This is a genomic window from Leptolyngbya sp. PL-A3 (assembly GCF_039962325.1).
GTDB lineage: Bacteria > Cyanobacteriota > Cyanobacteriia > Elainellales > Elainellaceae > Vacuolonema.
Map to the genome: position 1 here is coordinate 20,423 of NZ_JAMPLB010000018.1, position 24,579 is coordinate 45,001.

A 24,579-nucleotide genomic window follows, 5' to 3' on the forward strand; every position below is an offset into this window, starting at 1 on the left:
TAAGATACCTGCCCTTTCGTTTTACAGCGCTTTGCGCTTGAATCAGCCACAGGTGTTTTTGTGAGAGCCGCGCCCCGCGCGGCTCTCACAAAAACACCCAGATTTTAAGCGCTAAAAAGCGCCGTAACAAGCAAGATTCTTCCAGCCATAAACCTGAAGTTCAGCGGGGAACAAATCGTGCTAAAAGTAGGACAAAACTCCCAGAGGCGATCGCCCGGACGAACCCAATCGCCTTCTGAAGGTATCTCTTATCTCCACACAATGAGTTTTGAGGGTGGCTATGGTTGCGTGGTATGCCAGGGTAATGCAGCGATGGATTGGGGCAGCAGGGCTAACAGCCGGATTGTGGTCGTTGATGGGCCAGGCGGCGATCGCCCATCCCGGCCATGGAGAACCCTCCCTGCTACACCTGCTGGAGCATGAGACCCAAAATCCCACCTGGATCTTCACGGGCTTAGGACTCGCAATGGTTTTGGGGGCTGGCCATGCGCTCACCCCCGGTCATGGTAAGACGATGGCCGCAGCCTACCTTGTCGGTTCTCGCAGTACCCCCTGGCAGGCGGTCGTGCTGGGGTTGACGACGACGGTCACCCATACGCTGGCAGTGTTTGTGTTAGGGGCGATCGCCCTCGTTGCGGCTCAGTTTGGTTTGTCTGAACAAATTTATCCCATTCTCAGTCTCGCCAGTGGGGTGATGGTGCTGGTAGTCGGTAGCAGCTTACTTCACCAGCGTTTAAATGCCCTTGAAGCGGGAGCCGAGCATGAACACGCTCACGCTCATAGCCATGGGCATGACCACTCCCATAACCACGAGCATCACCACAACCATCACGACCATGCCCATGGGCACCACCATGATGGCCACTCACATAGCCATTCCCACGAAAGCCAACCCAATCTCGTCGCTTTAGGGATTGCGGGAGGGTTGGTGCCCTGTCCGTCGGCGCTCGTGTTGCTGTTGTCAGCGATCGCCTTACATCAGACTGCCTATGGCATGGCTCTGGTCACGGCCTTTAGCCTGGGACTTACCGGAGTACTGGTCGCAGTGGGAATTAGCGTGGTCTACTCGCGGCGGTGGTTTGATCAGCTTCCTGTAAATTCTTCAATTCTGCGTTATCTGCCTATCGCTAGTGCCGTTATGATTATGGCGATTGGTGCGATATTGACGGCCCAGGCGATCGCCTGAATCGCTTGCTTCGTGACCAGCATTCATTCCAGATACCTGACGTTGCTCACCTCTCTAAATCTTACGCGTATGAAAAGACTCTTCGTTCTGCTCTCTCTACTGGTTGCACTGTTTGGCTTCCCCAGCCAGGCTATGGCCCATGCCGCCTGGACAGACTACCAGATGCTTGTGGATCAGTTTGAACTTACATCTGTGTACAGTACCGGCGAGCCCTACAGCAATGCTCCCGTACGAATCTACGCTCCAAATAATACTGAGCAGCCCTGGCTAGAAGGAAACACCGATGAAAGTGGCAATTTTGCTTTCACACCTGACACCTCCCTCCCCGGAAACTGGCGCATCCGTATTGGCGAGCCTGGCACCGATCATGGCGATATCTTGACTGTTCCGGTGACAGCCCAGGGCGTCCAGATCGACGAAATCAGTCAAAATAGCTTCGACAAACCTCACTGGTGGGCCCAACAAACCTCTGTTGCGCTGGGAGCCTTTGGTAGTGGTCTGGGTTCAGTACTCTTGCTCCGTCGCCGTCGCTGGTTCTTCTAAACCACTAAGATGGACTAAAAAAAGGCCCAAGAGGGCCTTTTTTTATAGTCCATCTCATTCCTAAAGAAGCAGGGTTAGCTGCTTTCGACAAACTGGTTCAGAATAATAACTCCCAATACAATCAGAGCAATCCCGAACATGCTTCCGGGAGCCAGTCGTTCTCGAAATAGAAATACTCCAATTAGCGCGGTTCCCAAAGTACCAACCCCTGACCAAATCGCGTAAGCAATACTCAGAGGAATTTGGCGCAGGCTCAGGGACATGAAGTAAAAAGCCATTCCATAACCCCCCAAAATAACACCCGTAAAAATAGGGCGGGTAAAACCCTGAGATGCTTTTAAGGCCGATGAAGCCACAACCTCACTGGCGATCGCCAAAAACAAATGCACAATAGCAGGCATAGGCTCCTTGTATAGCTTTACTCAATCATCTTGCACCAAAACCCAAAATCCCTTTTTGTCACGGCTTTACGATGACAAAAAGGGATTCTGGGTTTTGGCTCACAATGCAAGCTAACGTTAGAAGTGAAGCACAATAACTCGACTGGTGATAGATTGGCCGCATGATTATCGTGAATTTGGACGAAATTGACCAATATCGGTCGCAGTTTACCGATAACTCAACCGCTCTGCGGGCACTGGACGTACTTGAAGACTGCGAGGGCAATCTAGAGGACGCAGCTATCAATTTAGCCCTCAAAGTAGGGCAAGAACCAACTGAGTCGGAAGGTTGGCTGGATGGGTTTGCCAAGCGTTGGCGCGTGCAACTATGCCAGGCCCATCTGCGGCCCCATATCCTTACTGGGAATTTGAAAGATGCTGTGCCTGTTCTGGTTGAGATTACAAACCTTCCAGTACCGCTGGCGATCGCCCTTCTCATTTATGCCCAGAAGACAGGCCTGGATGACTTCTGCCAACCGTTAACCGAAAAACTCTAGATCCCAAAATTAGGTTCTACAAGAAACGGATTGCTACAAGTAACTACAGCCATTTCTGAAGAGAATGGGTGCAAGCACCGGTTCTTTTCAGAAATGGCTATAAAACTAGGATGATTCTCAAGCCAATTCGCGATGAGGAGCATCAACCATGAAAGGCAAGCATGTACTGCTGACTGGGGGAACGGGTGGTCTGGGACTGGGTGTCACGCCAGCAGTGCTGCTACAAGGAGCAGACTCTGTCACGATTCCTTACCGCAGCCCTCAGGAAGTGGAACGGATGAAGGGGCGGCTCTCCCCAGGAGATATAGCACGCATTCGTTTTGTATCAACGGATCTGACGCATGAAGAATCGGTGCGATCGCTCATTGATGGCATGGAGCGAGTCGATGTGATGATTCACCTGGTGGGCGGTTTCTCTATGGGTAAAACTCATGAATACCCGCTGGAGCAATGGCAGAAGGATTTTAAGCTGAATTTGGAAACCACCTTCCTCGTGTGTAAACACAGCTTGCGGCGCATGTTGGAACACGATTATGGCCGCATCGTAACGATAGGTTCGCGTGGAGCCGTGCAGCCAAGCGGCCAGCTCGCTGCCTACTGTGCCTCGAAAGCAGGGGTCGTAGCGCTGACGCAGGCGATCGCCGATGAGACCAAGGGCACCAACATCACGGCCAACGTAGTGCTCCCGAGCATTATCGACACTCCAACCAACCGCACTGCCATGGGAGCTGCTAACACGGCCCAATGGGTATCAGCAGAATCCTTAGCTGAAGTGATTTGTTTTTTAGCGTCTGATGCGGCTAAAGATATCCGAGGGGCAGCCGTACCGGTTTATGGCAGCGTTTAATTTCACACAGGACTTACGCATTGTTGTTGTGGGTGGGGCGCGGAGCACCCCACCCACAACAACAATGCGTAAGCCCTGTTACATAAACTTCGGGAAGCTTTTCTGAAAAGCTGTCCCCAGTATCGATAAAAGACCTTTATTGAGAAAGCCACAGCGACGCTGTGGCTTTCTCAATAAAGGTCCTAACGAAGATTTAGTCTTGAATGTATTCTTGACCGCTCAGCAAGGCCATTTCGGCCCGCACGAATTCACGCCCCAGATAGGCCGCATGGTCAAGGTAACTGAGAGGGCAAGGCTTTGTTTTCTCAAAAATTTCGACACAAAGTTCTTTCGCCGTACGCCCTGTGAAGACCGTTGTATGGGTGCGAGTAACGGGGCCTTTGCAAGGAATAGGTTTACCCGTTTCTGGATCAAGCGCTACTCCCCGATCGTCAATGACGTTGGTGAAATGCTTGGCACAAATGAGCCCGGCGTCCCGATCCAGGTAAATCAAAAAATAGCCCTCAGGATCCAACTCAATAAAGCGGTTAGAAAGGGCGTTATCAATCTCAGTTAAGGAAGACACCAGGGTCGAGTTCATAACAGGGGTAGAGTCACGGATGCTTGTAGACCAATTTCTAATTGTAGCGGGGTTGTGGAAATAAGGCAGAAGGCAGAGGGCAGGGGGCAGAAGGGAAGATAAGGCCGCAGTAGCGAGGGAGCAGGGACAGTTTTGAAGAATAAGGGGCAGAGTGAAAGAAAGTTAACCACTGTGGCTTCTAGCCCTCCGCCTTCTGCCTTCTGCCTTCCCTCCTACGGATTCAAATAATACGCCCGTGTACCTTTTGCCTGAATAGCATCGCCAAGTCGATTCAAGGCATGGATATAGGCAGCGGTACGCATAGACACATGAAGCTCTTGAACGATCGCCCAAATATGATCCGTCTCCCGATCCATCGCCACTTTGAGCTTCTGGTTAACTTCTTCCAGAGACCAGTACATCCCACTGCGATTTTGGACCCACTCGAAGTAGCTCACCGTCACCCCACCTGCATTCACCAAAATGTCGGGGAAGACCTGGATACCGTTCTGCTCCAGAATGGCGTCAGCATCGGAAGTGATGGGGCCATTCGCCACCTCAAAAATGTAAGGGGCTTTGATGCGATCAGCATTCTGGGCAGTAATTTGATTTTCCAGAGCCGCAGGTATTAAGACATCTACATCCAGTTCCAGCAACTCCTCGTTGGTGATGTCATCGTGACCATTCATCAGATTACAAACCGTTCCTTCACAGTAGACGGCCTGAAGTTTTCGGGTAGAGTCCTTAAACTGGCGAACGCTGGGAATATCCAAACCGCTGGGGGCATAGATAGCACCGCGGGAATCGCTCACAGCCACTACCTTGTACCCGGCTCGGTGCAACAGTTCTGCAATGGTTGCCCCGGCATTGCCAAAGCCTTGAACTGCAACAGTGGTGTTTTCCGGAGCCTGGTCTAGGCGTCCCAGGATGCGTTGCATTACAAAGAATGCTCCCATGGCTGTTGCCGTTTCACGCCCCAGGCTACCGCCCATGCCAATGGGCTTGCCTGTGACAACTCCCGGCACAATTCGCCGCTGGATGATGCTGTACTGATCCATCATCCAACCCATAATCATGGCGTTGGTGTAGACATCGGGGGCAGGGATGTCAATGTCGGGGCCAATAAAGTCGGCGATCGCATCCACATACCCCCGCGATAACCGCTCCAACTCAAACTTCGAAAGCTCCTTCGGATTCAGCTGAATTCCGCCCTTCGCTCCCCCAAAGGGTAGGCTCAAAGCAGCGCACTTGAACGTCATCCAAAAAGCTAAAGACTGGACTTCGTCTAAATTCACACCGGGGTGGAAGCGCACCCCTCCCTTCGTGGGCCCCCGGCTATCGTCATAGCGCACTCGATAGCCCTGGAAAACCCTCAGAGAACCATCATCCATCCGCACTGGAATAGAAACGGTGAGGCTGGACTTAGGGTAATGCAGACGGATGGCTACATCTTCATCGATCATGACGTAGCGCAGCGCTTTCTCCAACCGCTGGTTGGCATCCGACAGCAATGACTGCGACATAATTTTCACTCTCCTTAGTGGATTAGGATGAGGCGATGGCGAAGCGAGGGCCTCATCCTGATAATCCTAGAATTCCCTAAAAGTATAGCCAGGTATCACGGGGATCAGCTTGGTGCGCGGGACAGAGCTTAAAGTGGCGTAAGGGAATAAAGGGGAGAAGGTGGAAAAATATGGGGTTTTGTCCTCCTGCCTTCTCCCCTCTGTCTCCTGCCTTCTCTAAGGTTTTGGTCTAGGATAGAGAAGATAGTTGGATCCTCCCTAACTCGCCTACGAGAGCAAATTTCTCATGTCCTCTCAAACGCCTGAAACACCCGAACTGAAAATTCGTCCATTTGTACGGCGCGACCTGGATGCTATTGAAGGGATGCTGGCGTCCGATTCCCAGGCTCAGTCGTTAGAATGGCGACACTTGCGCCGCTGGTACGGGTTATTGAAAGGGCTGAGTTTGTTTCCGAATCCCTTCCAGCATGTCTTTTCAAACTATGTAGCTGAGCAGGGCGATCGCCTTCGGGGTGTCATTCAGGTTTCCCCCTTCAACAAAACCCGTAGCACCTGGCGCATCGATCGCTTACTCCTGGATAGCATTACAGGTGAGGCCGGCACATCTCTCCCAACCGATGTAGGCTCCCAGCTCATTCGCTATTGTCTGCAATCCATTTGGGAAGCGCGGATGTGGTTGATGGAAGTGGACGTGAATGACGAGATGCTATTGGGGCTATCTCGGCAAAACGGATTTCAGCCGCTGGCCCATCTAACCTATTGGGCGATGGCTCCCGAACTTCTCCAATCTTTGGCTCAGGAAGAACCTGATCTGCCAAATCTACTGCCTGTCAGCAACGCGGATGCAGGGTTACTCCATCAGCTTGATACCTTCTCCATGCCGCCCACGTTGCGCCAGGTCTTTGACCGTCACATTGTGGATTTCCGTCGCAATCTGCTGACAACAGTAGCCGGTGGCCTGCGGCACTGGTCAGATCACACAGAAGTGGTACGGGGCTATGTATTTCAACCCCAGCGGAAAGCAGCGATCGGCTACTTCCATCTCAATCTGTGTAAGGACGGCTCCCAGCCCCATAGTGCAGAATTAACCGTTCATCCTGAATACACCTGGCTTTACGCCGAGTTATTGCGCCAGATGGCCCGTGCCATTCAGGCCTACCCAGCACAATCCCTGCGGTTAACCTCTGCAGACTACCAGACCGAGCGGGAAGAGTACCTCGACAAGCTGGGCGCAGCCCCAACCGAGCGCACCTTGTTGTTATCTCGGTCGGTGTGGCACAAGGTACGGGAGGCTCGTCCGCTGGAGGCCTTGCAGATTGCAGATATGCTACAGAGCCTGCAACCGTCCCGTACTCCCATTCCTAGCCGTTTTTCCCTGCTGGATTCTTGGCAGTGGCAGAAGCTATCCGCCAAAGCCAACGGTTTAGCGAGCGGTACCTCCAGTTTGGAGCAAAGCGGCCTGCCTCGGGGTAAGACTTCTCGTCCCGCCCCTGAAGATCCACTCCATCCGTCGGGAGCCTGAGGGGTCGGTTATAGTCATGGGCCGTAGCTCTCGAATTTCTGCCCTCGGCTTAGATGTGGGGCGCAAGCGGATTGGGATAGCCGGGTGTGATGGCACTGGGCTGATTGCTACTGGGTTAACAACAATTCAACGCACCAGCTTTGTTGAGGATCTGGCAAAAATTGGTGCGATCGCCCAGGAACGTCAGGCCGAAATTCTAGTCATTGGCCTGCCTTACACCATGCAGGGAGAACTGGGTGCCCAGGCCCGTCAAGTACAAAAGTTTGCCGATCGCCTTTCCAAAGCCCTCAACATGCCCATCACTTATATGGATGAGCGTCTGAGCTCCCATGAAGCTGAGCAAATGCTGGTACAGGAGGGGCGATCGCTCCAATACGACAAGGGGTTGATTGATCGCAAGGCTGCCGCCCTAATCTTGCAGCGATGGTTGGATGAGCGTCGCGAGAAACTATCTCAAAAGCCTTCTGCTATCAATTCTGAATCCCCGCTTAACCCACGTCCGGCGGCTGAACCCATAAGTTAGCCGGAACAGTGTTCTTGGCTAACCGGGATCTACCCCAGGCTTGCACCAGCGCAGCAGAAACATTACTCTGCTGCGCCTGGTTCTAGAAAAGCGCAAGATTATAGAGGATCACCGTTTACCTAAGCAATAGCGTGCGAAGTACTCGCTCGCTGGAGCAAATAGTTGTCGGTATCAGATGGCTTTACCGCTAAGGGTACAGGTCATGCGGTAAAGTTTTTCGTAGGTTATCTTCCTATAGGTGCTGAAATTTTAGGCTGAAGGAAAGTAGCATAGCCTCTGGTTATCATTTGACCGCTACAATGGGGCGATCGCACTAAAAATGGCGATCGTAGCAAAAACTCAAGACTCGCTAGGATTAGACGGAATGACAAAAGCAGGGAAAGGAAGCGATTTTTCAGAAATGGGTGATATGGAGGACGATCAACTCTCAACCATTGAGCTATTTGACGAAGCCGGGCGATCGCTCATGTGCTACGTCGAGCACACGTTGGAAGTTGATGATGCCGAGTACTTATTGCTGCTGCCCGTCGATTCTCCAATCGAAATCTTCGCATGGGTTTCCGAAGATGACGATGAAGAAGTGGAAACCATGGTCGATCTGGCAGATGAAGACATTGATACTGTCTTCGATACCGCTAAGGCTGTTTTAGCTGAGCAAGATTTGATACTGAAGCGTACAGCCTTCACCCTTAGCGCCTCCGGAGATCTGCCGGATGTGGAGGAAGAGGATATTATTACTCTGGACGTGGGCGAAGACGAAGCCAGCCTCGATGCAGAGCAATCTGAGCAGTTTCAGCGGTTGGCCTACTTCTACCACGAAGAGCAAGAATACGAAGTGTGTACCCCCCTGGATCCCCTGTTGTTTTTTGCCCGTCGCGATTCCAATGGCGAAGCCAAGTTGCTCTCTCCAGAAGAGTTCCAGGCGGTGCGATCGCAGCTTGAGGCCCAATTGTTTGACGCGCTGGAGTAAAGTCCGAGTTAGTTTTCCTCTATCGGATTAACCCCCCTACCAAAACCATGAAGCAATTCTCAAAGTGGTTGTTTTACCTGGCGCTTTTGCCCGTGGTGATTGGCGTATCTGGTTGGCAAGGATGGCGCTGGTGGAGTTGGGCTAATGCCCCGGTTGAAGCCAGTGCCGCTACTGAAGCCAACAAGGACACAATTCAGGTAGACATCCCCCCTGGAGCAACGGCTGAGGAAATCGGCCAAAGTTTGGAAGAACTAGGGCTGATTCGGTCAGATCGGGCCTGGGAACTGTGGACACGCTGGCAGTCCCTGCAAGACAAAGCGGGTAGCTACCAGGCAGGCACTTATGCGTTATCACCCACAGTACCCATGACAGCGATTGCTGATCAGATCTGGCAAGGGCAGGTGATGCAACTTAGCTACACCATTCCTGAAGGCTGGTCTATTCAGCAAATGGGCAACTACTTTGAGGAACAGGGCTTTTTTAAGGCCGAGGAATTCGTGCAGGCCAGTAAGAAGGTGCCGCGCGATCGCTTCCCCTGGCTTCCTGAGAATTTGCCCCATTTAGAAGGGTTTCTGTTCCCCGACACCTATGTGTTTGAGGGCACATTAACGGCGGAAAAGGCGATTGACCAGATGCTCACCCAGTTTCAGCAGGTCGCACTACCCGTCTACGAGGCTCAGAAGAATAAGAGCCCCTATACTTTACTGGAATGGGTAACCCTGGCCAGTATTGTCGAGAAGGAGGCAGTCGTAGATGCTGAACGCCCTACCATTGCGGGGGTTTTCGCCCGAAGACTACAGGAGGGCATGCCGTTGGGGGCTGATCCTACGGTGGAATATGGCTTAGGCATTCGGCAAACCGTCGAGAAACCTCTGACCTACGCTCAGGTCGCTACCCCCTCTCCTTACAATACCTACGTCAACGCAGGGCTTCCGCCAACACCGATCGCGGCACCCGGGCTGGCCAGCCTTGAGGTTTCTCTGAAGCCGGAAAACACAGATTATCTCTACTTCATGGCCCGCTACGATGGAACTCACATTTTTAGCCGCACCCTCGCTGAGCATGAGGCGGCTAAAGATGCAGTAGATGCCACTCTGGCAGAGCAAACGCCAAATAGAGACACGACCACCAACTAATTGCCAACCTTAATTCTTCTATTGTGATCGCGTATGTCCTGGGGCAAACTTCTACAACCTGACCTAGTGCTGGGAGGACCAATTATTGGCCTGACGGCTGACCAACTTACCCAGAACAACGTGCGGGGCATGGTGTTGGATGTGGATGAAACCCTGGTTCCCATGAGCCTGGATGCGGCCTCGGAGGAACTCAAAGCTTGGTTTGAGCAAATTCGTCCGGTGGTATCTCTGTGGCTGGTGAGCAACAACATCAGCCGCACCCGCATCAGCCGTATTGCCGAAGAGTTGAATGTTCCCTTTTTGTCCGGTGCCCGCAAACCTTCCCGCCGGAAAGTTCGCCAGGCTGTCGACTCGATGAACATTCCAGTGGAACAGGTAGCCATGGTGGGCGATCGCCTCTTCACCGATGTTCTGGTCGGCAACCGCCTGGGGATGTTCACCATTCTGGTGGAACCCATGGTTGACCCTGCTCAAGCGGCCCGTAAATCTATGACCCGTAGTATGGAAGTCTGGATTTCTCAAAAACTGGGAGCCTCTCTGGCAGAATCCCCTTAACCGTCCTGGGGATCGGGGCTAGTCTCAAAATACTGATTCCAAATCACCATGAAGATGCCGTTGATGGTCTATCCCCTATAAAACAGGGCGTAGATCATCAACGGCATCTTCACATTGAAAAGTATTACATGTAAAAAATTACACTTCTTTCTTTTATAGCGCTGTGCGCGTTGATTAAGTACGGTGGTGTAGGGCACTTCGTGTCCCACACCACCGTTGCTGCACCTAATACACTCACCATTGCTATAAGGGAAAGCAATAAGGTAAAGCAGGGTTGGATACTGAAGCAACCCGCCGATACAAACTCTATTACGGTAAGTTTAGAAGCCTAGAGCAACGGAAACCCGTTTTTTTTGTTGTGCGCTACGTAACAAAAAAGAGACTTAGTAAAAGTAAACATTTCGCCGTTTTTCGAGACCTCTCGCAATCTAAAGAAAATATTAAAAACAAATGGAGACAGTCTTTTCGCTGGCATTCTAGTAATAGATAAATGGGGTCGCACCGATAAAGACCCTACAGTATAAATCCTAATAAACATGGGCATAGCGCCAGTTTCTATTGTTGAGGCTGGCGCTTTCCCATTGCAGAGATTCCCAGGTAGACTGGAAAATTGTGTTACTGGGCCCTCTCTCTACAGAAGGAAACAGTTCCAGTAATTCTACTCTGGCGTTTTATTTAAATTAATGCCTCCACCGGGCATATTTCTTGATGGAACGGTTCCCGTCGTTCTACTCGTACGCCAGACGTCCTGCTATTTCTGCATCATCTGCCTAGACCCTATGAAACCGCAAACGCTGGTTATCAAAATTGGAACCTCCAGCCTTACGAACCCCGAAACAGGACTGCTGGCCCTCTCTACCATCACGGCCCTTGTAGAAGTTCTGTGTCAATTGCAACGGCTGGGGCATCGGGTTGTACTGGTGTCATCGGGAGCCGTTGGGGTCGGGTGTACACGACTGGGGCTCAAAGAACGGCCTCGTACTATGGCCATGAAGCAGGCCGTCGCTGCCGTTGGACAAGGGCGTTTAATGCGGGTCTACGACGACTTCTTCACCTCCTTAAATCAGCCCATCGCCCAGGTTCTGATTACCCGAGGCGACTTGACTCAACGGAGCCGCTACGTCAATGCATATCGGACCTTTCGCCAACTTCTGAAGTTAGGAGTCATCCCCATCGTCAATGAGAATGACACTCTGGCAGTGGATGAACTGAAGTTTGGAGATAACGATACCCTATCAGCCATGGTTGCTGGATTGATCGGGGCACATTGGCTCTTCTTACTGACTGATGTGGATCGTCTCTACTCCGCCGATCCCCGCTCCAACCCTGAAGCACAACCTATCAGCCTGGTCGGCAATATTAAAGAACTGGAAGCTCAGGTGCAGGTGGGCGATCGCGGTTCCAACTGGGGTACCGGCGGCATGATCACCAAAATCACCGCTGCCCGTATCGCCACGAGTGCCGGAGTGCGCACTGTGATTATGGAGGGGCGATCGCCCCAAAACATCGAGAAAATTCTCCAAGGTGAACCCTTGGGCACCCAATTTGAACCTGCGGCGCAACGTCAGAATGCTCGCAAGCGGTGGATTGCTAATGGTCTAATTCCGTCGGGCAAGTTGTACCTGGATGCGGGAGCGGTACGGGCGATCGCCCACGCAGGCAGATCGCTCTTGGCCGCCGGCATAATTCAGGTGGATGGAGAATTTCTCCGCCGCGATTCGGTTCAATTGTGTGACGAGCATGGCAACGAAATCGCCCGAGGGATCGTTAATTACAGTAGTAGAGAGCTTCAACAAATCCGGGGGCACCATTCCGACAAAATTGTTCAAATTCTCGGTTACGAAGGGGCAGAGACCGTCATTCATCGGGACAATCTGGTGCTCAGCTAACGCCCCAACTCGCGCTAAACTCATGGTTGGCCTATCTTCATCATTGTTAACGGAGCATGCTGGACCTTAAACAGATTCGCGAAAATCCAGAGTACGTCCAGGAGCGGCTGAACCGCCGGGGGGGCGGCTATGATCTGACTCCCATTTTGGAACTGGATCGGCAGCAACGGGAATTGGAGGGACGGCGATCGCAACTTCAGGCCCGTAGCAATGAAATTGGCAAGGAAGTTGGCCAGAAGATGAAGTCGGGCACAAAACCTGATGATTCTTCTGTGTTGGCATTGAAAGAGGAAGGAAACCAGGTCAAAACCCAGATCGCAGATTTGGAGCCGCAGGAACGTGACCTCAAGGCCCAGATCGAAGCTCGCATGATGGAGCTGCCTAACCTGCCTAGCGACACAACTCCTGCAGGCAAAGACGAAGACGAGAACGTTGAGTTGTACCGCTGGGGAGACGAGTTCATTTCTCAAAATCCTGACATCTTGCCCCATTTTGAAATCGGGGAAAAGTTAGGCATCTTCAACTTTGAGCGCTCTACCCGTATTGCCCAAAGCCGCTTTGTGACCCTATTGGGAGCCGGAGCAGCCTTGGAACGGGCGCTGATTAATTTCATGCTCAATCGCCACTTGGAAGCGGGCTATACCGAGGTACTGCCACCCTTCCTGATTAATACCGCTTCGCTTACGGCATCGGGGCAACTGCCCAAGTTTGCGGAGGAGAGCTTTAAGTGCGATCGCGATGACCTATGGCTCACTCCCACCGCCGAGGTGCCCATCACCAGCTTCCACCGTGATGAAATTTTGGAAGCTGAATCCCTTCCCTTGCATTACTGTGCCTACACCCCTTGCTTCCGTCGAGAAGCAGGCAGCTATGGCCGCGACACCCGAGGGCTAATTCGCTTACACCAATTCGACAAAGTCGAGATGTACAAGTTCACCCACCCCGAACAATCAGAGCGTGAGCATCAAGCACTTCTGAAGGACGCAGAAGGAGTATTACAGGCCCTTAAGCTCCCTTATCGGGTGATTGAACTCTGTACTGGAGATCTGGGGTTTTCTGCGATTAAAACTTACGACTTGGAAGTATGGATGCCCAGCCAGGGCAAGTACCGAGAAATCTCCAGCTGTTCTAATTGTTGGGATTTCCAGGCCCGCCGTGCCAATATACGCTTTAAGGAAGCGGGCAAAAAGGGAACTCAATTTGTGCATACCTTAAATGGTTCTGGTCTAGCGGTAGGCCGTACGATGGCTGCCATTTTGGAAAACTATCAGCAACCAGACGGTACCGTTAAGATTCCCGAGGTACTGCAATCATTTATGAGCCGGGATATTCTCTAAAGTTCATTCTGTCCCGATCGTTCTCTGTTTAGGATTAAGCGCCGTGCGCTGCACGGCGCTTAATCCTTTCTGTTGTCCAGCAAAATGTCCTAGCTAAGGGTATCCTGCTGTGCAAGTCACCCTTAGCTTGCCAACTCTCAAAACCTAGAAATCAGCATGCTCTGCCTAATCTGCTAAACACCTTAGCAGTTCTCGCTTAAGTGCCTCATAGATTGATTTTGTAGGAGGTGTTCTTCACACCTCACACCACATTCTTTTGAACTGAACCAATCCGTACAGGGCTGTACAACTGTTTTGAAGAATTGATGAGGCTTGGGAGCCAATAAACCCGCTTGGGAATAGTTGGATACACAAGATTTTTGGGCTAGTACCAGAAGGGAACGTTTCAATGGGTACGAATTTGAAATATCGGATTGGTGGTTATCAAGCAGGTGGCCGCCCCAGCCAGGCTAAAGTTCATCAGATTGGACGATTTCAGCAGAAGCAACTTCCTCCTCGTGTTGACCTGCGGAAATTTATGACCGACGTAGAAGAGCAGGTTGGCAATAGCTGTGTTGCCAACGCCTTTGTTGGAGCCTATGAATATTTAGCTAAACGCGAGAACGGTGAATCTGGTGATGTAAGCCGTCTCTTTGTGTATTACAACGCTCGTGCTCGCCATAACGGCCAACATGAGGATAGCGGCACAGCTATGTACTGTGCGATTGAAAGCTTAATTGAACACGGTGCCTGTTGCGAAAATCTGTGGCCGAATGATGAAGCCATGATTTTTCAGTCACCCGATGATACTTCCTATGAGAATGCAGCTAATTTCACAATTACGGAAGCAGAGTTTATTGAAACAGACTTAGATCTGTGGCGACATACCTTAGCAGAAGGCTATCCTATTGCGTTCGCCCTGAATCTATTTGAATCATTCAATAGTGCGACTGAAAATCGAGGCCGTATTTCACTCCCTAAAAAATCAGAGAACGTGCGCGAAACCCATGCATGGCATGCCATGCTTTGTGTTGGCTATTCCGATAAAGATCAAATGTTCATTGTCCGAAACTCCTGGGGTCCAGAGTGGGGTGATAACGGATATTGCTATATTCCTTACGACTATGTAATGCACCAGGATTACAACGGTCATGATTCCTGGATTATCAAATCAGTTAACGATTTAGACTTCACATCAGAAGTTTGGGAGGAAGATGAATCATACTTCGCCGATGAAAACTCTTTGCTTCTGTATGACTTTTACATCACGACGGAAGACCCTGAAGGTTTTGCTGAAGCTCTAGATAGTTTGTGTCAGGAGTACATTGAGAGCGAGGAAGACTATTACTTTGACTATAACTACGAAGAATCTGAGGAAGAATTCACTCATCTAGAAATCCGAAACTTCGATCTAACAATCGAGGACGCTACTGAATTTCTGGAAGCTCTGAACACACTCTGCAATGAGTACGCCATAGATGAAGACTATGACTACGTAATCGGAAACAGTAGTGGACAAGAGGAAGAGGAAGAGGAAGAGGAAGAGGAGGAAGAAGAGTACAGCGACGAGGAAGAGGAGGAAGAAGAAGAGGAAGAAGAAGAGGAAGAAGAGTACAGCGACGAGGAAGAGGAGGAAGAAGAAGAGGAAGAAGAGTACAGCGACGAGGAAGAAGAGGAATATTCTGATGAGGAATAAGCAGATTATCTATTCTCTTAGGAAATTCATCCAGTCAAGCATCACAACTTAAGCTTCCTTATGCAGGGATAAATGGCTGTCCCTACTGCGAAAAATACTATTTCCCAGAGGGATTTTGCATCACAACAATCATGGGTAGGCAATAAGCGGAGGTGGGTGCTTTACACTTTCCCCCTGTTTCTTGCCCTTGCCTGGGATTGAAAGCGGGAAGTATTTCCTATCCCTGCCAAACATAAGCTGATTTCCAATGCTTAGTCGCTGATACTCAGACGGCTAAGCTTTCCGAGTTTGTAGGTGGGGGTGCGAAGCACCCTCACCTGCAAACATGGCTTGATTTAATAGGACATGCTTTAAAACTCGCTAAAAGGGTTCGTTTTTCGTGTATTTTGCGCACGAAAAACAAACCCTTTTAGAACAACCCCTAGGAGCTTGGCAGAGCATATTTCTCTTTGGATCGGGCCTGCCTCAAACGCCTTCGAGGATTCACGATTGGCGGATGTGCAGCCAGTAATCCCGATACCCCACCCAGAGCCATAACATAGATTGGGTTAATCATGGCGTTGAGCACACAATCCACCATATAGAGAGTAATGATTGTAACAAGCACGGCCGATGAGGCCGCGATGGGATGCGACCATGCTCGAATAGGATACGCTCCCAGGCTAAATATTATCGGTGGTATTAGCATGGCAGCTGTCATGCTAATGAGCCCAAAGAGACCGCGATCGCCAAACGCAATGATCCACAAGCTATCCGTCACTGTCAGATCCTTACCGTTCTCGTCATAAACGCGAGCTCGTCCCCAGCCGCCCCAGCCAAACACAGGTTGTTCCCGAGCCCTTTCCCCTAAAATTTCCTCATTTTTCATACGAAATTCCAGGGATTGAGCACGTTCCTCACCAAACGTGTTAGTAATCTTCTCGATTAAAACTTCCCGGCGTTCAGGGGTAATCATACCGCTTGCTGCCGTATACAAATAAACATTCACCAATGCGACAATCAGCAGCAGCAGAATTGACGTGCGCAGATATTTTCCGGCATAGAGGATGGCAAGACCAAACAGGAGCAACATATAAGCTCCTGTTGATTTACATAGAATGAATGTAACAAGGATGATAGGGACTAACCATTTCATCTTAATCCCCCATACTTCTTTAACCACCCCTGTTTGCCAGAGCCAAATGCCAACAAGGGTAGCCGCCATCATCCAGGCTCCAACCGCTAGACCGTGCTGCATAAATACAGTGGGTCGATATCCGCCGTAGCGAATTGTTTGGGAGAAATCTGCATGGGCGTGGAAGCCATACACCATGCGATGCAACTGCGGGCTAAAGCGTAACTCAAAAAAGATAAAGGGAATGTAGGCTAAGCCACCAATAAAAATGGCAATAGCTAATTGCTTGAGACCTGCCCAATTTCCAAGATATAGCCGTCCCAGAAAGTAGGGTAAGCCCCACGAAATAGTTTGCTCTAAACTCTGGGAGAAACCATCATAAGCCCCCAAACCATTGGTTAAAGAGGAGGCCATTGGACTGGCGCACCAGAGCAAAATAGGAATGTCAATCCAATGGGGTCGGAAGGTTGTAAAACGCCCACTATCGAATAGAGCCGTCGCGAGTAAAACACCATAGCAGGTTGCCGACATTTTGGTATAGTCTGGCAGACCGGGCAATGGAAATGATGCCTGCGGAAGGAATAACCAGGCTGCGACAAAGCTGATCACGATCGCCCGACTGGCTGGATACCTCGAAAACAGGTACAAAACCATGGGTATCCAACCAAACATGACCAGGGGGACGAGTGGGCTCATAGCTCAAAGGGGGTGATCATTATGTGGACGCAGGGATAACTATCCCAAGCAGGCATCAAGCGACCTAGCAGAAGCAACATCACATTGCAGCGGAATGAAACAGATGCTCAAGTGGGAAACCAAAGCCGCAAGCAACCCGAATGCCAATGGCAGCAGCCAGAATCAGAAGAAAAACTCCCGTTGCCATTAAATCCTGATTCAGGTTGTTAAATTTCTCCCGGACAGCCCCATAGCTGATGACAACGTACATGGGTAAGTCGTGGAAGGCAATAACAAAAACGGCAGCTTCAAAACCAGCAACGTTGTAAGCCGCTGGAACTCCCAGTATCAGGATCAAAAACCGAATCATGTAACCCGTGGTGCCATAGTAGGGTTTGCCCAACCCTAACAAACACGAGTTCATTGTGTCGTAAAGTACTGTATGCCAGAATCCTATAGCCAGTACTGTCAAAATCCAGGCGTCCTGGCTATAGCGGCTGTCATACAAGAATTTGACAAGCAGATCGCCCCCCGCTATCAGAATACTTGCAAACACAGCTGCCCCCATCAGTAACACCCATCGCTTCTTCAAAAAATTACGACGAAGTTCTGAACGTGGAGTGTCTGCAGATTTAGCGATAATCGGGAAAATAACATTTGAGCCTAATGTCGTCACAACTTGCCGCGGCAAATCCGACAGGGACAAACAAACGGTGTAAATCCCCAGCATTTCGATGGAGACGATTTTTCCGACAATCAAGCGATCGCTCTGCATTGCCAGGAACGTAAATGCAGTAGAAAGAAAAATCCAGCGGCCAAAGCGGAACAGCTCTTGAGCACAGGTCTTGTCCCAGGCAAACTGGTTCCGCACCCCGGGCAACCAAAAATGGCTCAGTATTAGCTTCAGCGCAACACTGATCATAGTTCCTGCGACAAGGGCCCAGATAGTGGGTTGGAAATAAGCCCAACTCACCATGATGGTCAGCGAGAGCACTTGAATTGCAAGCTCTAGCAGGGTAGAGGTTCGAAGATTCATCTCCCGCTTCAGCAGCATCAGGGATGTAGAGTTAAACCCCGCCATGAGGCTGCTCAGGCCCAAAATGGGCATGATCATCAAAATACGCGCGTCACCATAATAGCGACTAACGGGATAGGAAAGAATGCAGCAGATCACCCAGAGGCAAAGGCCACGAATGGCCTGAAGCGTCCAGGCCGTATTCAAAAAAATAGGATCTTGCCCACGCTTATTCTGAACAATGCTGGGGCCGATCCCAATATCTGAAAACAAGGCCAGCCCGATCAGAAACGTATTCATCAGGGCCATGAGGCCAAAGAGTTCAGGAGCCAGTAAACGAGTTAGGATCAGGTTCCCAATAAAGCGCAGTCCGTTGGATGCACCGTATCCTAAAACAGTCCAGAATGCCCCATTGACAGCAAGCTTATTGAGCGAAGTTGTGGACGCCATGAACAATGATCTCCTGGGATGGTGCAGTACGCTCAAACAATGGGGGTTGACGGCATTGACACGTCTGAGGTGGGTGCGGAGCGGGGTGTTTCTGACAGGGGTAGCGCCCGGTAGCGCCTGAAACAGTTAGCCAGATGGGTGGCTTCTGTAACGATATTGTGGCGCTGAAGCACACGATCGCGCCCGTTCTGCCCCATAGCCTCCAGGGTTGCGAGAGGCGTGTTCAAACAATCTTTCATAGCCTTCACTAAACTTTCTGTAGAGCCGGGTGGAACCAGCCAACCACATTGCCCAGGTTCTACCAATTCAGGAATACCTGCCACATAGGTTGTAATCACAGGCCGTCCCAGAGCCAGCGCTTCCATAATGACAACGGGCAACCCTTCAGCAAAACTGGGAAGAACCAAGGCACGAGAAGCCTGGAGGTGTTTCTGAACCTGTGCGCCGCTGGCCCAACCGGTAATTTCAATATGGTTTTGCAAACGATACTGGGCGATCGCCTCCTCCACCTCTTGCCGCAGCGGGCCATCCCCTACCAGCACAACCTTAAACGGCAGCCCTTCGGCAGCCAGTTGCTTAATCGCTTCCAGTAAAAGTAGATGTCCCTTTTGTTCACTTAGACGCCCAACACAAACAAGTTGTGGCACATCCGGAACAGGCGTAGGGGAAAGGGCCAGGAACTGCTGGTCGACACCACAGTGAATGACGTGAATTTTGTCCCATTGTTGGCGATCGCACCAGCGATAAAGCTGACTGCGGCTAAAGGAACTAATCCCCACCACAAAAGCCGCCTGACGAATTTTTTCGGTTAGGGACAGAGTTTCGGGCCGGTCAAACTCCTCAGGGCCATGCACAGTAAAGCTATAGGAGGGGCCTCCCAGGGCTTTACACAGAAGGGCAACTGTCGTGGAATTGGTGCCAAAGTGCGCATGGATATGCCGAATGCCATCTTGAGCCGTGTATTGATATAGGGCGCAGGCTTCCGCTATGTAAACCAGGTGATAGAGCAGATTGCGATCAGAGGTGCGACTGAGTTGAAAAGCCAGCTTTAGGGCAGCGAGCAAACCTTGTGGATGGGCGATCGCCACCTGTAGCAGAGGCGCAAGTAACCCTTTCAAGCCGTTCTTGAGCAAAACAGTAGTTTTGTCTAACTCTTCTTGATCCGCTTCGTCTACCAGTTCTGAATCACATGCCCGAATGGAAAACCGTCGAATGGGAACCCCTTGCGCTTCCAATGCTTGAATTTCCCGCCGGATGAAGCTGTGGCTCACTTTTGGGTATTGATTCACAAAGTAGGCGATCGCCATAGGTCGTGCTCGATGAGGAAACAGTAGACATTACACAATGAGACGTGAAAAGCCCATTGGATCAAGAGAAATTGTGATTTTCGAATGTCACCCTCTCAAAGGTTTCCCAGGTCTCCCTTCTAGATAACGTCGGGCATGAGTCCGGGCGTAAGACTATAAAACCAAGAGTGAGTTCATTTACATGATGGAGAGGGTTGTCTACCCTGATTTCTTTATTAACCATAGGTCAGCTGACGTAGGGTACTGGCATTGATCGCCTCCGTGGAAGGAGATTTTACGGCAGGACAGAGGTCTATAAATTCTTTGTAAAGTTTGCTTGTATTTTCAGGAGGAAATTGCTATAGCAATTCCGCTTTTAGACTTCCAATGACACAACCGAAACATCCAGTTTTTCCCAGGAAAATCAGATGTTTTGAGGAAAGTCATGGAGGCCTTTCTTCTAAATCTGTGATTCCTGTACAGAGCTTATACGCAGGAAATCAAAAATTTCAGCTTAATGAGCAGGACAACCACGTAAGCCATTGAGTTCTTAAATTTAAAGATTTGGAATGCACTTCATCAAGATTCGTTGAATGGAGGAACAAAATCAACAATACAAAAAGAGTGTTTGGATCATGACACTGAGGATAATCCTGATTTTTTTTCAAATTCCATAATTTTTTCATCAAGCTGGCTTGTTAATGTTGCTTATGTAAAGTTGTTCCTAATACGGATCAGCCTATCCCAATCTTTTGCCAGCATTAGCAGTAATCAGAGTGTTGCGTTGTTCTACCTATACTGACTGATCCGTATTTGTAACGATGTCCAGGGCAACTTTTTGGATTTGTGATGATCCGTTACAGGAGATGGGCATTCTGAAGGTACCCAGCCGTCGCCAGAGCATGACCGCTTCGCGAGCCTGAGTTCCCTGCTACTCCTGAAAGATGACGTTGCCCCCCCTCAAGTCACTGAACTTCATGTCATTGCCATTTGCTAGTCCCATGCATGATTCCCCTATCTCCACGACCCGTGCCTGGAGTTCTAATTTCTCTGTGCGAGCGTTCATTAGCCTCGGGGTGTTAGCAGTCGTCGCGATCGCCCAGCCTTCCCCCAGCCTGGCCCAGCCGGCCCAACCTCAATCGGCTCAATCTCAGTCACCGCAAGCTCAGTACACGCCCTATACAGGCAGTGTGGTACCCGGCATTTCCCCCTACCGGCAACCTGACTTAGAACCCTACATCCTGGGGGCCGGCGATGGGATTCAAATCGACATCTTTGATGTGCCAGAGTTCAGCGGGCAAAACGGGCAATACACCGTACTAATTGACGGTACCCTCAACCTGCCCTGGGTTGGGAAAGTTCCCGTACAGGGGTTAAACCTGGAACAGGCGGCTCAAGTTTTATCTCAGCGATATGCTCGCTTCATCAACGATCCGTTAATTACCGTCACGCTATTGACCCCCCGTCCCCTGCGAGTTGGGGTTGTTGGGCAGGTCAACCGTCCTGGTGTCTATACCGTTGCGGCCAATGCCACCGATACACAGCGCTTTACCGTAACCCAGGCTATTCAAAATGCGGGCGGAATTACCCAACTGGCCAATGTTCGAGGCATTGAGGTGCGCCGCCCCCAATCCAACGGTAGGGATGAAAACATCTCCATTGACCTGTGGAGTTTCCTGCAAACTGGTGATTTAAGCGAAGATTTAGTACTCCGAGACGGAGACACGCTGGTCATTCCTGAGGTCACCGCACTGACGCCAGAAGAAGCCACGCAACTGGCGAGCACTAGCTTTTCTCCGGAAAGCATCAATGTCAACGTTGTAGGTGAAGTGGTTAACCCCGGACAACTGGCTGTGCTGCCCAATGCGACCCTCAATCAGGCGATTTTGGCCGCCGGTGGGTTTGATAACCGGCGAGCTCGTCGTAGGGACGTCCAACTCATTCGTTTGAATAACGATGGCACCGTTGATAAGCGAACCATTCCAGTCGACTTTGCAGAGGGAATTAGTGAAGACAATAACCCCTCGCTCAGGAATAATGACATCATTGTGGTGGGACGATCAGGGATTGCAAGTACATCAGACTTCCTGGATACCGTTTTGACACCTGTAACGAGTGTCTTTTCAATTTTCCGTCTGTTCGGGTTTTAACCACGCCCTTAAGCTATAGGGCTTTGAGAGTGCATCAAGCCGAAGATCGTCATCCCCTACGAGGTCGTAATGGTTAAAGAATTGGATCTACTCGACGAAGATTCTCTGGAACCCCTTGAAGTCAGTAGTACACCGAAACAAGGGCTTCCTATTTTCCCGTTGATTCGTATGCTCCTCCGTCGTTGGCCCATCATCGTAGGGTTGGCCGGGGCAACAACGGCCGCAGCTTGGATGTCCACATCTGCTGACCCAACCGTCTATAGCGGCAACTTTCGTCTGCTGGTAGAGCCGGTTACGTCAGAAGCGCGGATTGCGGAACCGACTAGCCTTTCACGTACAGCGGGCGGGGTTCCCAGCCAGGATATGTTCCGACTGGACTATCCGACTCAGATAGAAATCCTGCGTAGCCCCCAGGTACTTCAAGATGTTTACGAAGCGGTTCATGCTAAACATCCGGAATTTACCTACTTTGCACTGACACAAGGGTTAACCGTAGCTCGTGCTGGCGGCAAAACTCAGGAGAGCCAAACCCGTATCCTTGACGTCAGCTATCAAGGCACAAATCCTGAAGTTGTGCAGGATGTCTTGAATCAGGTGAGAGATAAGTATCTCAATTACAGTTTGCAGGATCGTAAGAGCCGCATCGGTGAAGGGGTTAAGTTTATTGATGATCAACTGCCTGACCTGGAAACGCGGGTTAATGCTCTAGAAGAGGAAATCCAGTCTTTACAGCAAGACTATGATTTGCTCGACCCGACTAGCCAGGGGCAAGATCTCAACACACGTTTGCAAGATATTGGCAATCGGCAGTTAGAAACCCAGCAAACTTTACAGGAAACCCGAACACTCTACACGGCACTTCAACGTCAATTGCAGCTCACCCCAGATGAAGCGATCGCCGTAGCTGCCATTAGCCAGGACCCTCGTTATCAGCAATTGCTGACAAATATGAATGACCTGGAAGCACAACTGGCCACTGAAAGAGCCCGTTGGAGCGATGAAGCCCCTCCCGTACAACGCCTGCTTGAACGGCGAGACAATCTTTATAACTTGCTGTCCCAGCGGAGTCAGCAGATTTTGGGAGGCCTGGCTCAGGTTGACCAAAATACGGAACTGACAACCTTCCAGGACGACGTACGGCTTGGGTTAATTGACCAATTAGTTGAAACTACCAATCAGCTTCAAGTTCTAGAGGTACGGAACCGCATCCTGGCTCAAAACCGGGTCGCTGTAGAACAGCAAGTGCAGCAGTTTCCTGAAATTTCGCGACGCTATATCGAACTTCAGCGACAGTTGCAGATTGCAACCCAAACCCTGAACCAGTTACAAAGCCAGCGAGAATCTTTGAGAGTTGCCGCAGCTCAGAACGAAGTGCCCTGGGAAGTCATTGCAGAACCTCAGGTACCCAAGGATGAATTCGGCAATGCCATTGGCACCCCCAGCAGTAACATGAAGGCGTTGGCAGCGGGAGCTGCTGCTGGTTTGGCTCTGGGCCTGGGTCTTTCAATCTTGATCGAACGGAAGCAAGATACCTTTTACGATGTGGATGATGTAAAGGATCTGGTACCCGCTCCACGATTGGGCATCATCCCTGTCTGCACCGATGGCGATCCGTCTCTCCAACTGGTTACGATCTCCCACTCCAATGGTCAGATTGAAGAGTTGAGCCAGGGGTCGTTTGATTTTCAGGAGGCATTTGAAACCCTCCATACCAATCTCAGGTTCTTACATAGCACGTCACCCGTGCGATCGCTCGTTGTCTGCTCAGCCACTCCGGGGGATGGAAAAACCACCACCTCCTTACATCTGGCTCGGGCGGCGGCGGCAACAGGGCAGCGGGTGCTATTGGTCGATACCAATTTGCGATCGCCCCAGGTTCACCGGAAGTTGCGCTTGTCCAACAACCGGGGTCTGTCGGATATACTGCGCCGCAAAGCCAGTCACGATGAGGTAATTCAATCCGCACCTGAGGTAGAAAACCTGGATGTGCTCACGACCGGACCGGTTACATCTGGGCTCACACGCCTGATGGCATCGCCTCAAATGAAGGGGTTAATGGGCAAATTGGAATCGCTTTATGATTTGGTGATCTATGACAGCCCCAACCTGGTGGAAGCGGTGGATGCTAATTTTATAGCCGCTAACGCTGATGGAATTTTGATGGTGGTGTCGGTCCGCCAGACCAGCCGTTCCAAGGTGGCTCAGAGCATCAAGAAAATTAAAGAATACGACCTACCCCTGCTGGGTACCGTTGCCAACCGTGCCTCTAAACCGGTTCGAGAGAATATTCCTCGGTGGGATGAGGATGAGGATGATTCCCCAGAAGAGTTGCTGCTTCCGGCCTCGGAGAGTTCCCCGGTCTATTCCCAAATATCAGCCAAGCAGACCGCCTATGTGCGAGATTCAGAATCATAAAGCCCGAATTGCTCTTGCAATTTAAGCCATTGCAAGAGCATCTGCATACCCTTTTTCAACCTGGTTATTGGGTTTCTATCCACCCCTAGCGGATGCACTGTGTCAGTGCGTCCACTGGTTGGCTCAGTGATGTCTTTTCAATAACCTGAGTTCGGGTTAAGGGTGTTTTCGAGTGCCGCGCGTTGCGCGGCACTCGAAAACGCTCATTTTGGCGTGCGCTTTGCGCACGCCAAAATGGGCACTTCAGCTTATCCCGAACTGAAGTTTCAATA

Annotated in this window: 20 protein-coding genes; 14 read left to right on the plus strand and 6 right to left on the minus strand. The window is 50.7% G+C overall.

What is annotated here, in order from left to right:
• The first annotated feature begins 280 nt into the window (after window positions 1-280).
• Window positions 281-1,186: a sulfite exporter TauE/SafE family protein gene (locus NDI52_RS15285; protein ID WP_199307940.1), complete on the plus strand. Its 906-nt coding sequence runs from the start codon at window positions 281-283 to the stop codon at window positions 1,184-1,186.
• Window positions 1,187-1,255: 69 nt separating this feature from the next.
• Window positions 1,256-1,729: a carboxypeptidase regulatory-like domain-containing protein gene (locus tag NDI52_RS15290; protein ID WP_190774613.1), complete on the plus strand. Its 474-nt coding sequence runs from the start codon at window positions 1,256-1,258 to the stop codon at window positions 1,727-1,729.
• Window positions 1,730-1,803: 74 nt separating this feature from the next.
• Here the strand turns inward: NDI52_RS15290 and NDI52_RS15295 are convergent, their stop codons facing one another.
• Window positions 1,804-2,130: a multidrug efflux SMR transporter gene (locus NDI52_RS15295; protein WP_190774612.1), complete on the minus strand. Its 327-nt coding sequence runs from the start codon at window positions 2,128-2,130 to the stop codon at window positions 1,804-1,806.
• 161 nt (window positions 2,131-2,291) lie between these two features.
• Between NDI52_RS15295 and NDI52_RS15300 the strand changes: the two genes are divergently transcribed.
• Complete coding sequence (locus NDI52_RS15300) at window positions 2,292-2,666, plus strand: hypothetical protein (protein ID WP_199307939.1); 375 nt, start codon at window positions 2,292-2,294, stop codon at window positions 2,664-2,666.
• 148 nt (window positions 2,667-2,814) lie between these two features.
• On the plus strand, window positions 2,815-3,513 hold the full coding sequence (gene fabG, locus NDI52_RS15305; protein WP_190774611.1) for a 3-oxoacyl-ACP reductase FabG: 699 nt from the start codon (window positions 2,815-2,817) through the stop codon (window positions 3,511-3,513).
• A gap of 193 nt (window positions 3,514-3,706) precedes the next feature.
• On the opposite strand, the gene NDI52_RS15310 is transcribed toward fabG, so the two are convergent.
• The gene (locus NDI52_RS15310) at window positions 3,707-4,093 is read right to left on the minus strand and encodes a DUF4346 domain-containing protein (RefSeq protein WP_190774610.1); all 387 of its coding nucleotides are present in this window, start codon (window positions 4,091-4,093) and stop codon (window positions 3,707-3,709) included.
• A gap of 212 nt (window positions 4,094-4,305) precedes the next feature.
• Window positions 4,306-5,595 (minus strand): Glu/Leu/Phe/Val dehydrogenase, encoded by a 1,290-nt coding sequence (locus NDI52_RS15315; RefSeq protein WP_190774609.1) that lies wholly within the window; start codon window positions 5,593-5,595, stop codon window positions 4,306-4,308.
• Between the two features lie 286 nt (window positions 5,596-5,881).
• Between NDI52_RS15315 and NDI52_RS15320 the strand changes: the two genes are divergently transcribed.
• The 8 genes from NDI52_RS15320 to NDI52_RS15355 all read left to right on the plus strand — a co-directional run bounded on the left by NDI52_RS15320 (window position 5,882) and on the right by NDI52_RS15355 (window position 15,202).
• Entirely contained in the window at window positions 5,882-7,117 is a 1,236-nt protein-coding gene (locus tag NDI52_RS15320) for a GNAT family N-acetyltransferase (RefSeq protein ID WP_190774608.1), read from the plus strand.
• Between the two features lie 16 nt (window positions 7,118-7,133).
• Window positions 7,134-7,640 (plus strand): Holliday junction resolvase RuvX, encoded by a 507-nt coding sequence (gene ruvX, locus NDI52_RS15325; RefSeq protein ID WP_190774607.1) that lies wholly within the window; start codon window positions 7,134-7,136, stop codon window positions 7,638-7,640.
• A gap of 364 nt (window positions 7,641-8,004) precedes the next feature.
• The gene (locus tag NDI52_RS15330; RefSeq protein WP_190774606.1) at window positions 8,005-8,610 is read left to right on the plus strand and encodes a DUF3727 domain-containing protein; all 606 of its coding nucleotides are present in this window, start codon (window positions 8,005-8,007) and stop codon (window positions 8,608-8,610) included.
• A gap of 47 nt (window positions 8,611-8,657) precedes the next feature.
• Entirely contained in the window at window positions 8,658-9,746 is a 1,089-nt protein-coding gene (gene mltG, locus NDI52_RS15335; protein WP_190774605.1) for an endolytic transglycosylase MltG, read from the plus strand.
• A gap of 33 nt (window positions 9,747-9,779) precedes the next feature.
• A complete protein-coding gene (locus NDI52_RS15340) occupies window positions 9,780-10,301 on the plus strand; it encodes a YqeG family HAD IIIA-type phosphatase (protein WP_190774604.1) in 522 nt (173 codons plus the stop codon).
• Window positions 10,302-11,080: 779 nt separating this feature from the next.
• On the plus strand, window positions 11,081-12,190 hold the full coding sequence (proB, locus tag NDI52_RS15345) for a glutamate 5-kinase (protein WP_190774603.1): 1,110 nt from the start codon (window positions 11,081-11,083) through the stop codon (window positions 12,188-12,190).
• A 56-nt stretch (window positions 12,191-12,246) separates the two neighbouring features.
• Window positions 12,247-13,527: a serine--tRNA ligase gene (gene serS / locus NDI52_RS15350; RefSeq protein ID WP_190774602.1), complete on the plus strand. Its 1,281-nt coding sequence runs from the start codon at window positions 12,247-12,249 to the stop codon at window positions 13,525-13,527.
• 388 nt (window positions 13,528-13,915) lie between these two features.
• A complete protein-coding gene (locus NDI52_RS15355) occupies window positions 13,916-15,202 on the plus strand; it encodes a C1 family peptidase (RefSeq protein ID WP_348256465.1) in 1,287 nt (428 codons plus the stop codon).
• Between the two features lie 421 nt (window positions 15,203-15,623).
• Here the strand turns inward: NDI52_RS15355 and NDI52_RS15360 are convergent, their stop codons facing one another.
• The 3 genes from NDI52_RS15360 to NDI52_RS15370 all read right to left on the minus strand — a co-directional run bounded on the left by NDI52_RS15360 (window position 15,624) and on the right by NDI52_RS15370 (window position 19,763).
• Window positions 15,624-17,012, minus strand: a complete 1,389-nt coding sequence (locus tag NDI52_RS15360; RefSeq protein WP_190774600.1) for an O-antigen ligase domain-containing protein — start codon at window positions 17,010-17,012, stop codon at window positions 15,624-15,626.
• 79 nt (window positions 17,013-17,091) lie between these two features.
• Window positions 17,092-18,456: an oligosaccharide flippase family protein gene (locus NDI52_RS15365; RefSeq protein WP_190774599.1), complete on the minus strand. Its 1,365-nt coding sequence runs from the start codon at window positions 18,454-18,456 to the stop codon at window positions 17,092-17,094.
• Between the two features lie 32 nt (window positions 18,457-18,488).
• Window positions 18,489-19,763, minus strand: coding sequence for a glycosyltransferase (locus tag NDI52_RS15370; RefSeq protein WP_190774598.1), 1,275 nt, complete (start codon window positions 19,761-19,763; stop codon window positions 18,489-18,491).
• 980 nt (window positions 19,764-20,743) lie between these two features.
• Between NDI52_RS15370 and NDI52_RS15375 the strand changes: the two genes are divergently transcribed.
• Both NDI52_RS15375 and NDI52_RS15380 read left to right on the plus strand, forming a co-directional pair.
• Window positions 20,744-21,892 carry a polysaccharide biosynthesis/export family protein gene (locus NDI52_RS15375; RefSeq protein ID WP_190774597.1) on the plus strand — a complete coding sequence of 383 codons (1,149 nt, stop codon included), beginning with the start codon at window positions 20,744-20,746 and terminating at the stop codon, window positions 21,890-21,892.
• Window positions 21,893-21,961: 69 nt separating this feature from the next.
• Entirely contained in the window at window positions 21,962-24,307 is a 2,346-nt protein-coding gene (locus NDI52_RS15380) for a tyrosine-protein kinase domain-containing protein (protein WP_190774596.1), read from the plus strand.
• Window positions 24,308-24,579 lie beyond the last annotated feature (272 nt).

What these genes read in the sequence shown, in the direction of transcription:
- NDI52_RS15285 (WP_199307940.1), top strand. Translation starts at nt 281, where the DNA reads ATGGTTGCGTGGTATGCCAGGGTAATGCAGCGATGGATTGGGGCAGCA.
- NDI52_RS15290 (WP_190774613.1), top strand. Translation starts at nt 1,256, where the DNA reads ATGAAAAGACTCTTCGTTCTGCTCTCTCTACTGGTTGCACTGTTTGGC.
- NDI52_RS15295 (WP_190774612.1), bottom strand. Translation starts at nt 2,130, where the DNA reads ATGCCTGCTATTGTGCATTTGTTTTTGGCGATCGCCAGTGAGGTTGTG.
- NDI52_RS15300 (WP_199307939.1), top strand. Translation starts at nt 2,292, where the DNA reads ATGATTATCGTGAATTTGGACGAAATTGACCAATATCGGTCGCAGTTT.
- fabG (WP_190774611.1), top strand. Translation starts at nt 2,815, where the DNA reads ATGAAAGGCAAGCATGTACTGCTGACTGGGGGAACGGGTGGTCTGGGA.
- NDI52_RS15310 (WP_190774610.1), bottom strand. Translation starts at nt 4,093, where the DNA reads ATGAACTCGACCCTGGTGTCTTCCTTAACTGAGATTGATAACGCCCTT.
- NDI52_RS15315 (WP_190774609.1), bottom strand. Translation starts at nt 5,595, where the DNA reads ATGTCGCAGTCATTGCTGTCGGATGCCAACCAGCGGTTGGAGAAAGCG.
- NDI52_RS15320 (WP_190774608.1), top strand. Translation starts at nt 5,882, where the DNA reads ATGTCCTCTCAAACGCCTGAAACACCCGAACTGAAAATTCGTCCATTT.
- ruvX (WP_190774607.1), top strand. Translation starts at nt 7,134, where the DNA reads ATGGGCCGTAGCTCTCGAATTTCTGCCCTCGGCTTAGATGTGGGGCGC.
- NDI52_RS15330 (WP_190774606.1), top strand. Translation starts at nt 8,005, where the DNA reads ATGACAAAAGCAGGGAAAGGAAGCGATTTTTCAGAAATGGGTGATATG.
- mltG (WP_190774605.1), top strand. Translation starts at nt 8,658, where the DNA reads ATGAAGCAATTCTCAAAGTGGTTGTTTTACCTGGCGCTTTTGCCCGTG.
- NDI52_RS15340 (WP_190774604.1), top strand. Translation starts at nt 9,780, where the DNA reads ATGTCCTGGGGCAAACTTCTACAACCTGACCTAGTGCTGGGAGGACCA.
- proB (WP_190774603.1), top strand. Translation starts at nt 11,081, where the DNA reads ATGAAACCGCAAACGCTGGTTATCAAAATTGGAACCTCCAGCCTTACG.
- serS (WP_190774602.1), top strand. Translation starts at nt 12,247, where the DNA reads ATGCTGGACCTTAAACAGATTCGCGAAAATCCAGAGTACGTCCAGGAG.
- NDI52_RS15355 (WP_348256465.1), top strand. Translation starts at nt 13,916, where the DNA reads ATGGGTACGAATTTGAAATATCGGATTGGTGGTTATCAAGCAGGTGGC.
- NDI52_RS15360 (WP_190774600.1), bottom strand. Translation starts at nt 17,012, where the DNA reads ATGAGCCCACTCGTCCCCCTGGTCATGTTTGGTTGGATACCCATGGTT.
- NDI52_RS15365 (WP_190774599.1), bottom strand. Translation starts at nt 18,456, where the DNA reads ATGGCGTCCACAACTTCGCTCAATAAGCTTGCTGTCAATGGGGCATTC.
- NDI52_RS15370 (WP_190774598.1), bottom strand. Translation starts at nt 19,763, where the DNA reads ATGGCGATCGCCTACTTTGTGAATCAATACCCAAAAGTGAGCCACAGC.
- NDI52_RS15375 (WP_190774597.1), top strand. Translation starts at nt 20,744, where the DNA reads ATGCATGATTCCCCTATCTCCACGACCCGTGCCTGGAGTTCTAATTTC.
- NDI52_RS15380 (WP_190774596.1), top strand. Translation starts at nt 21,962, where the DNA reads ATGGTTAAAGAATTGGATCTACTCGACGAAGATTCTCTGGAACCCCTT.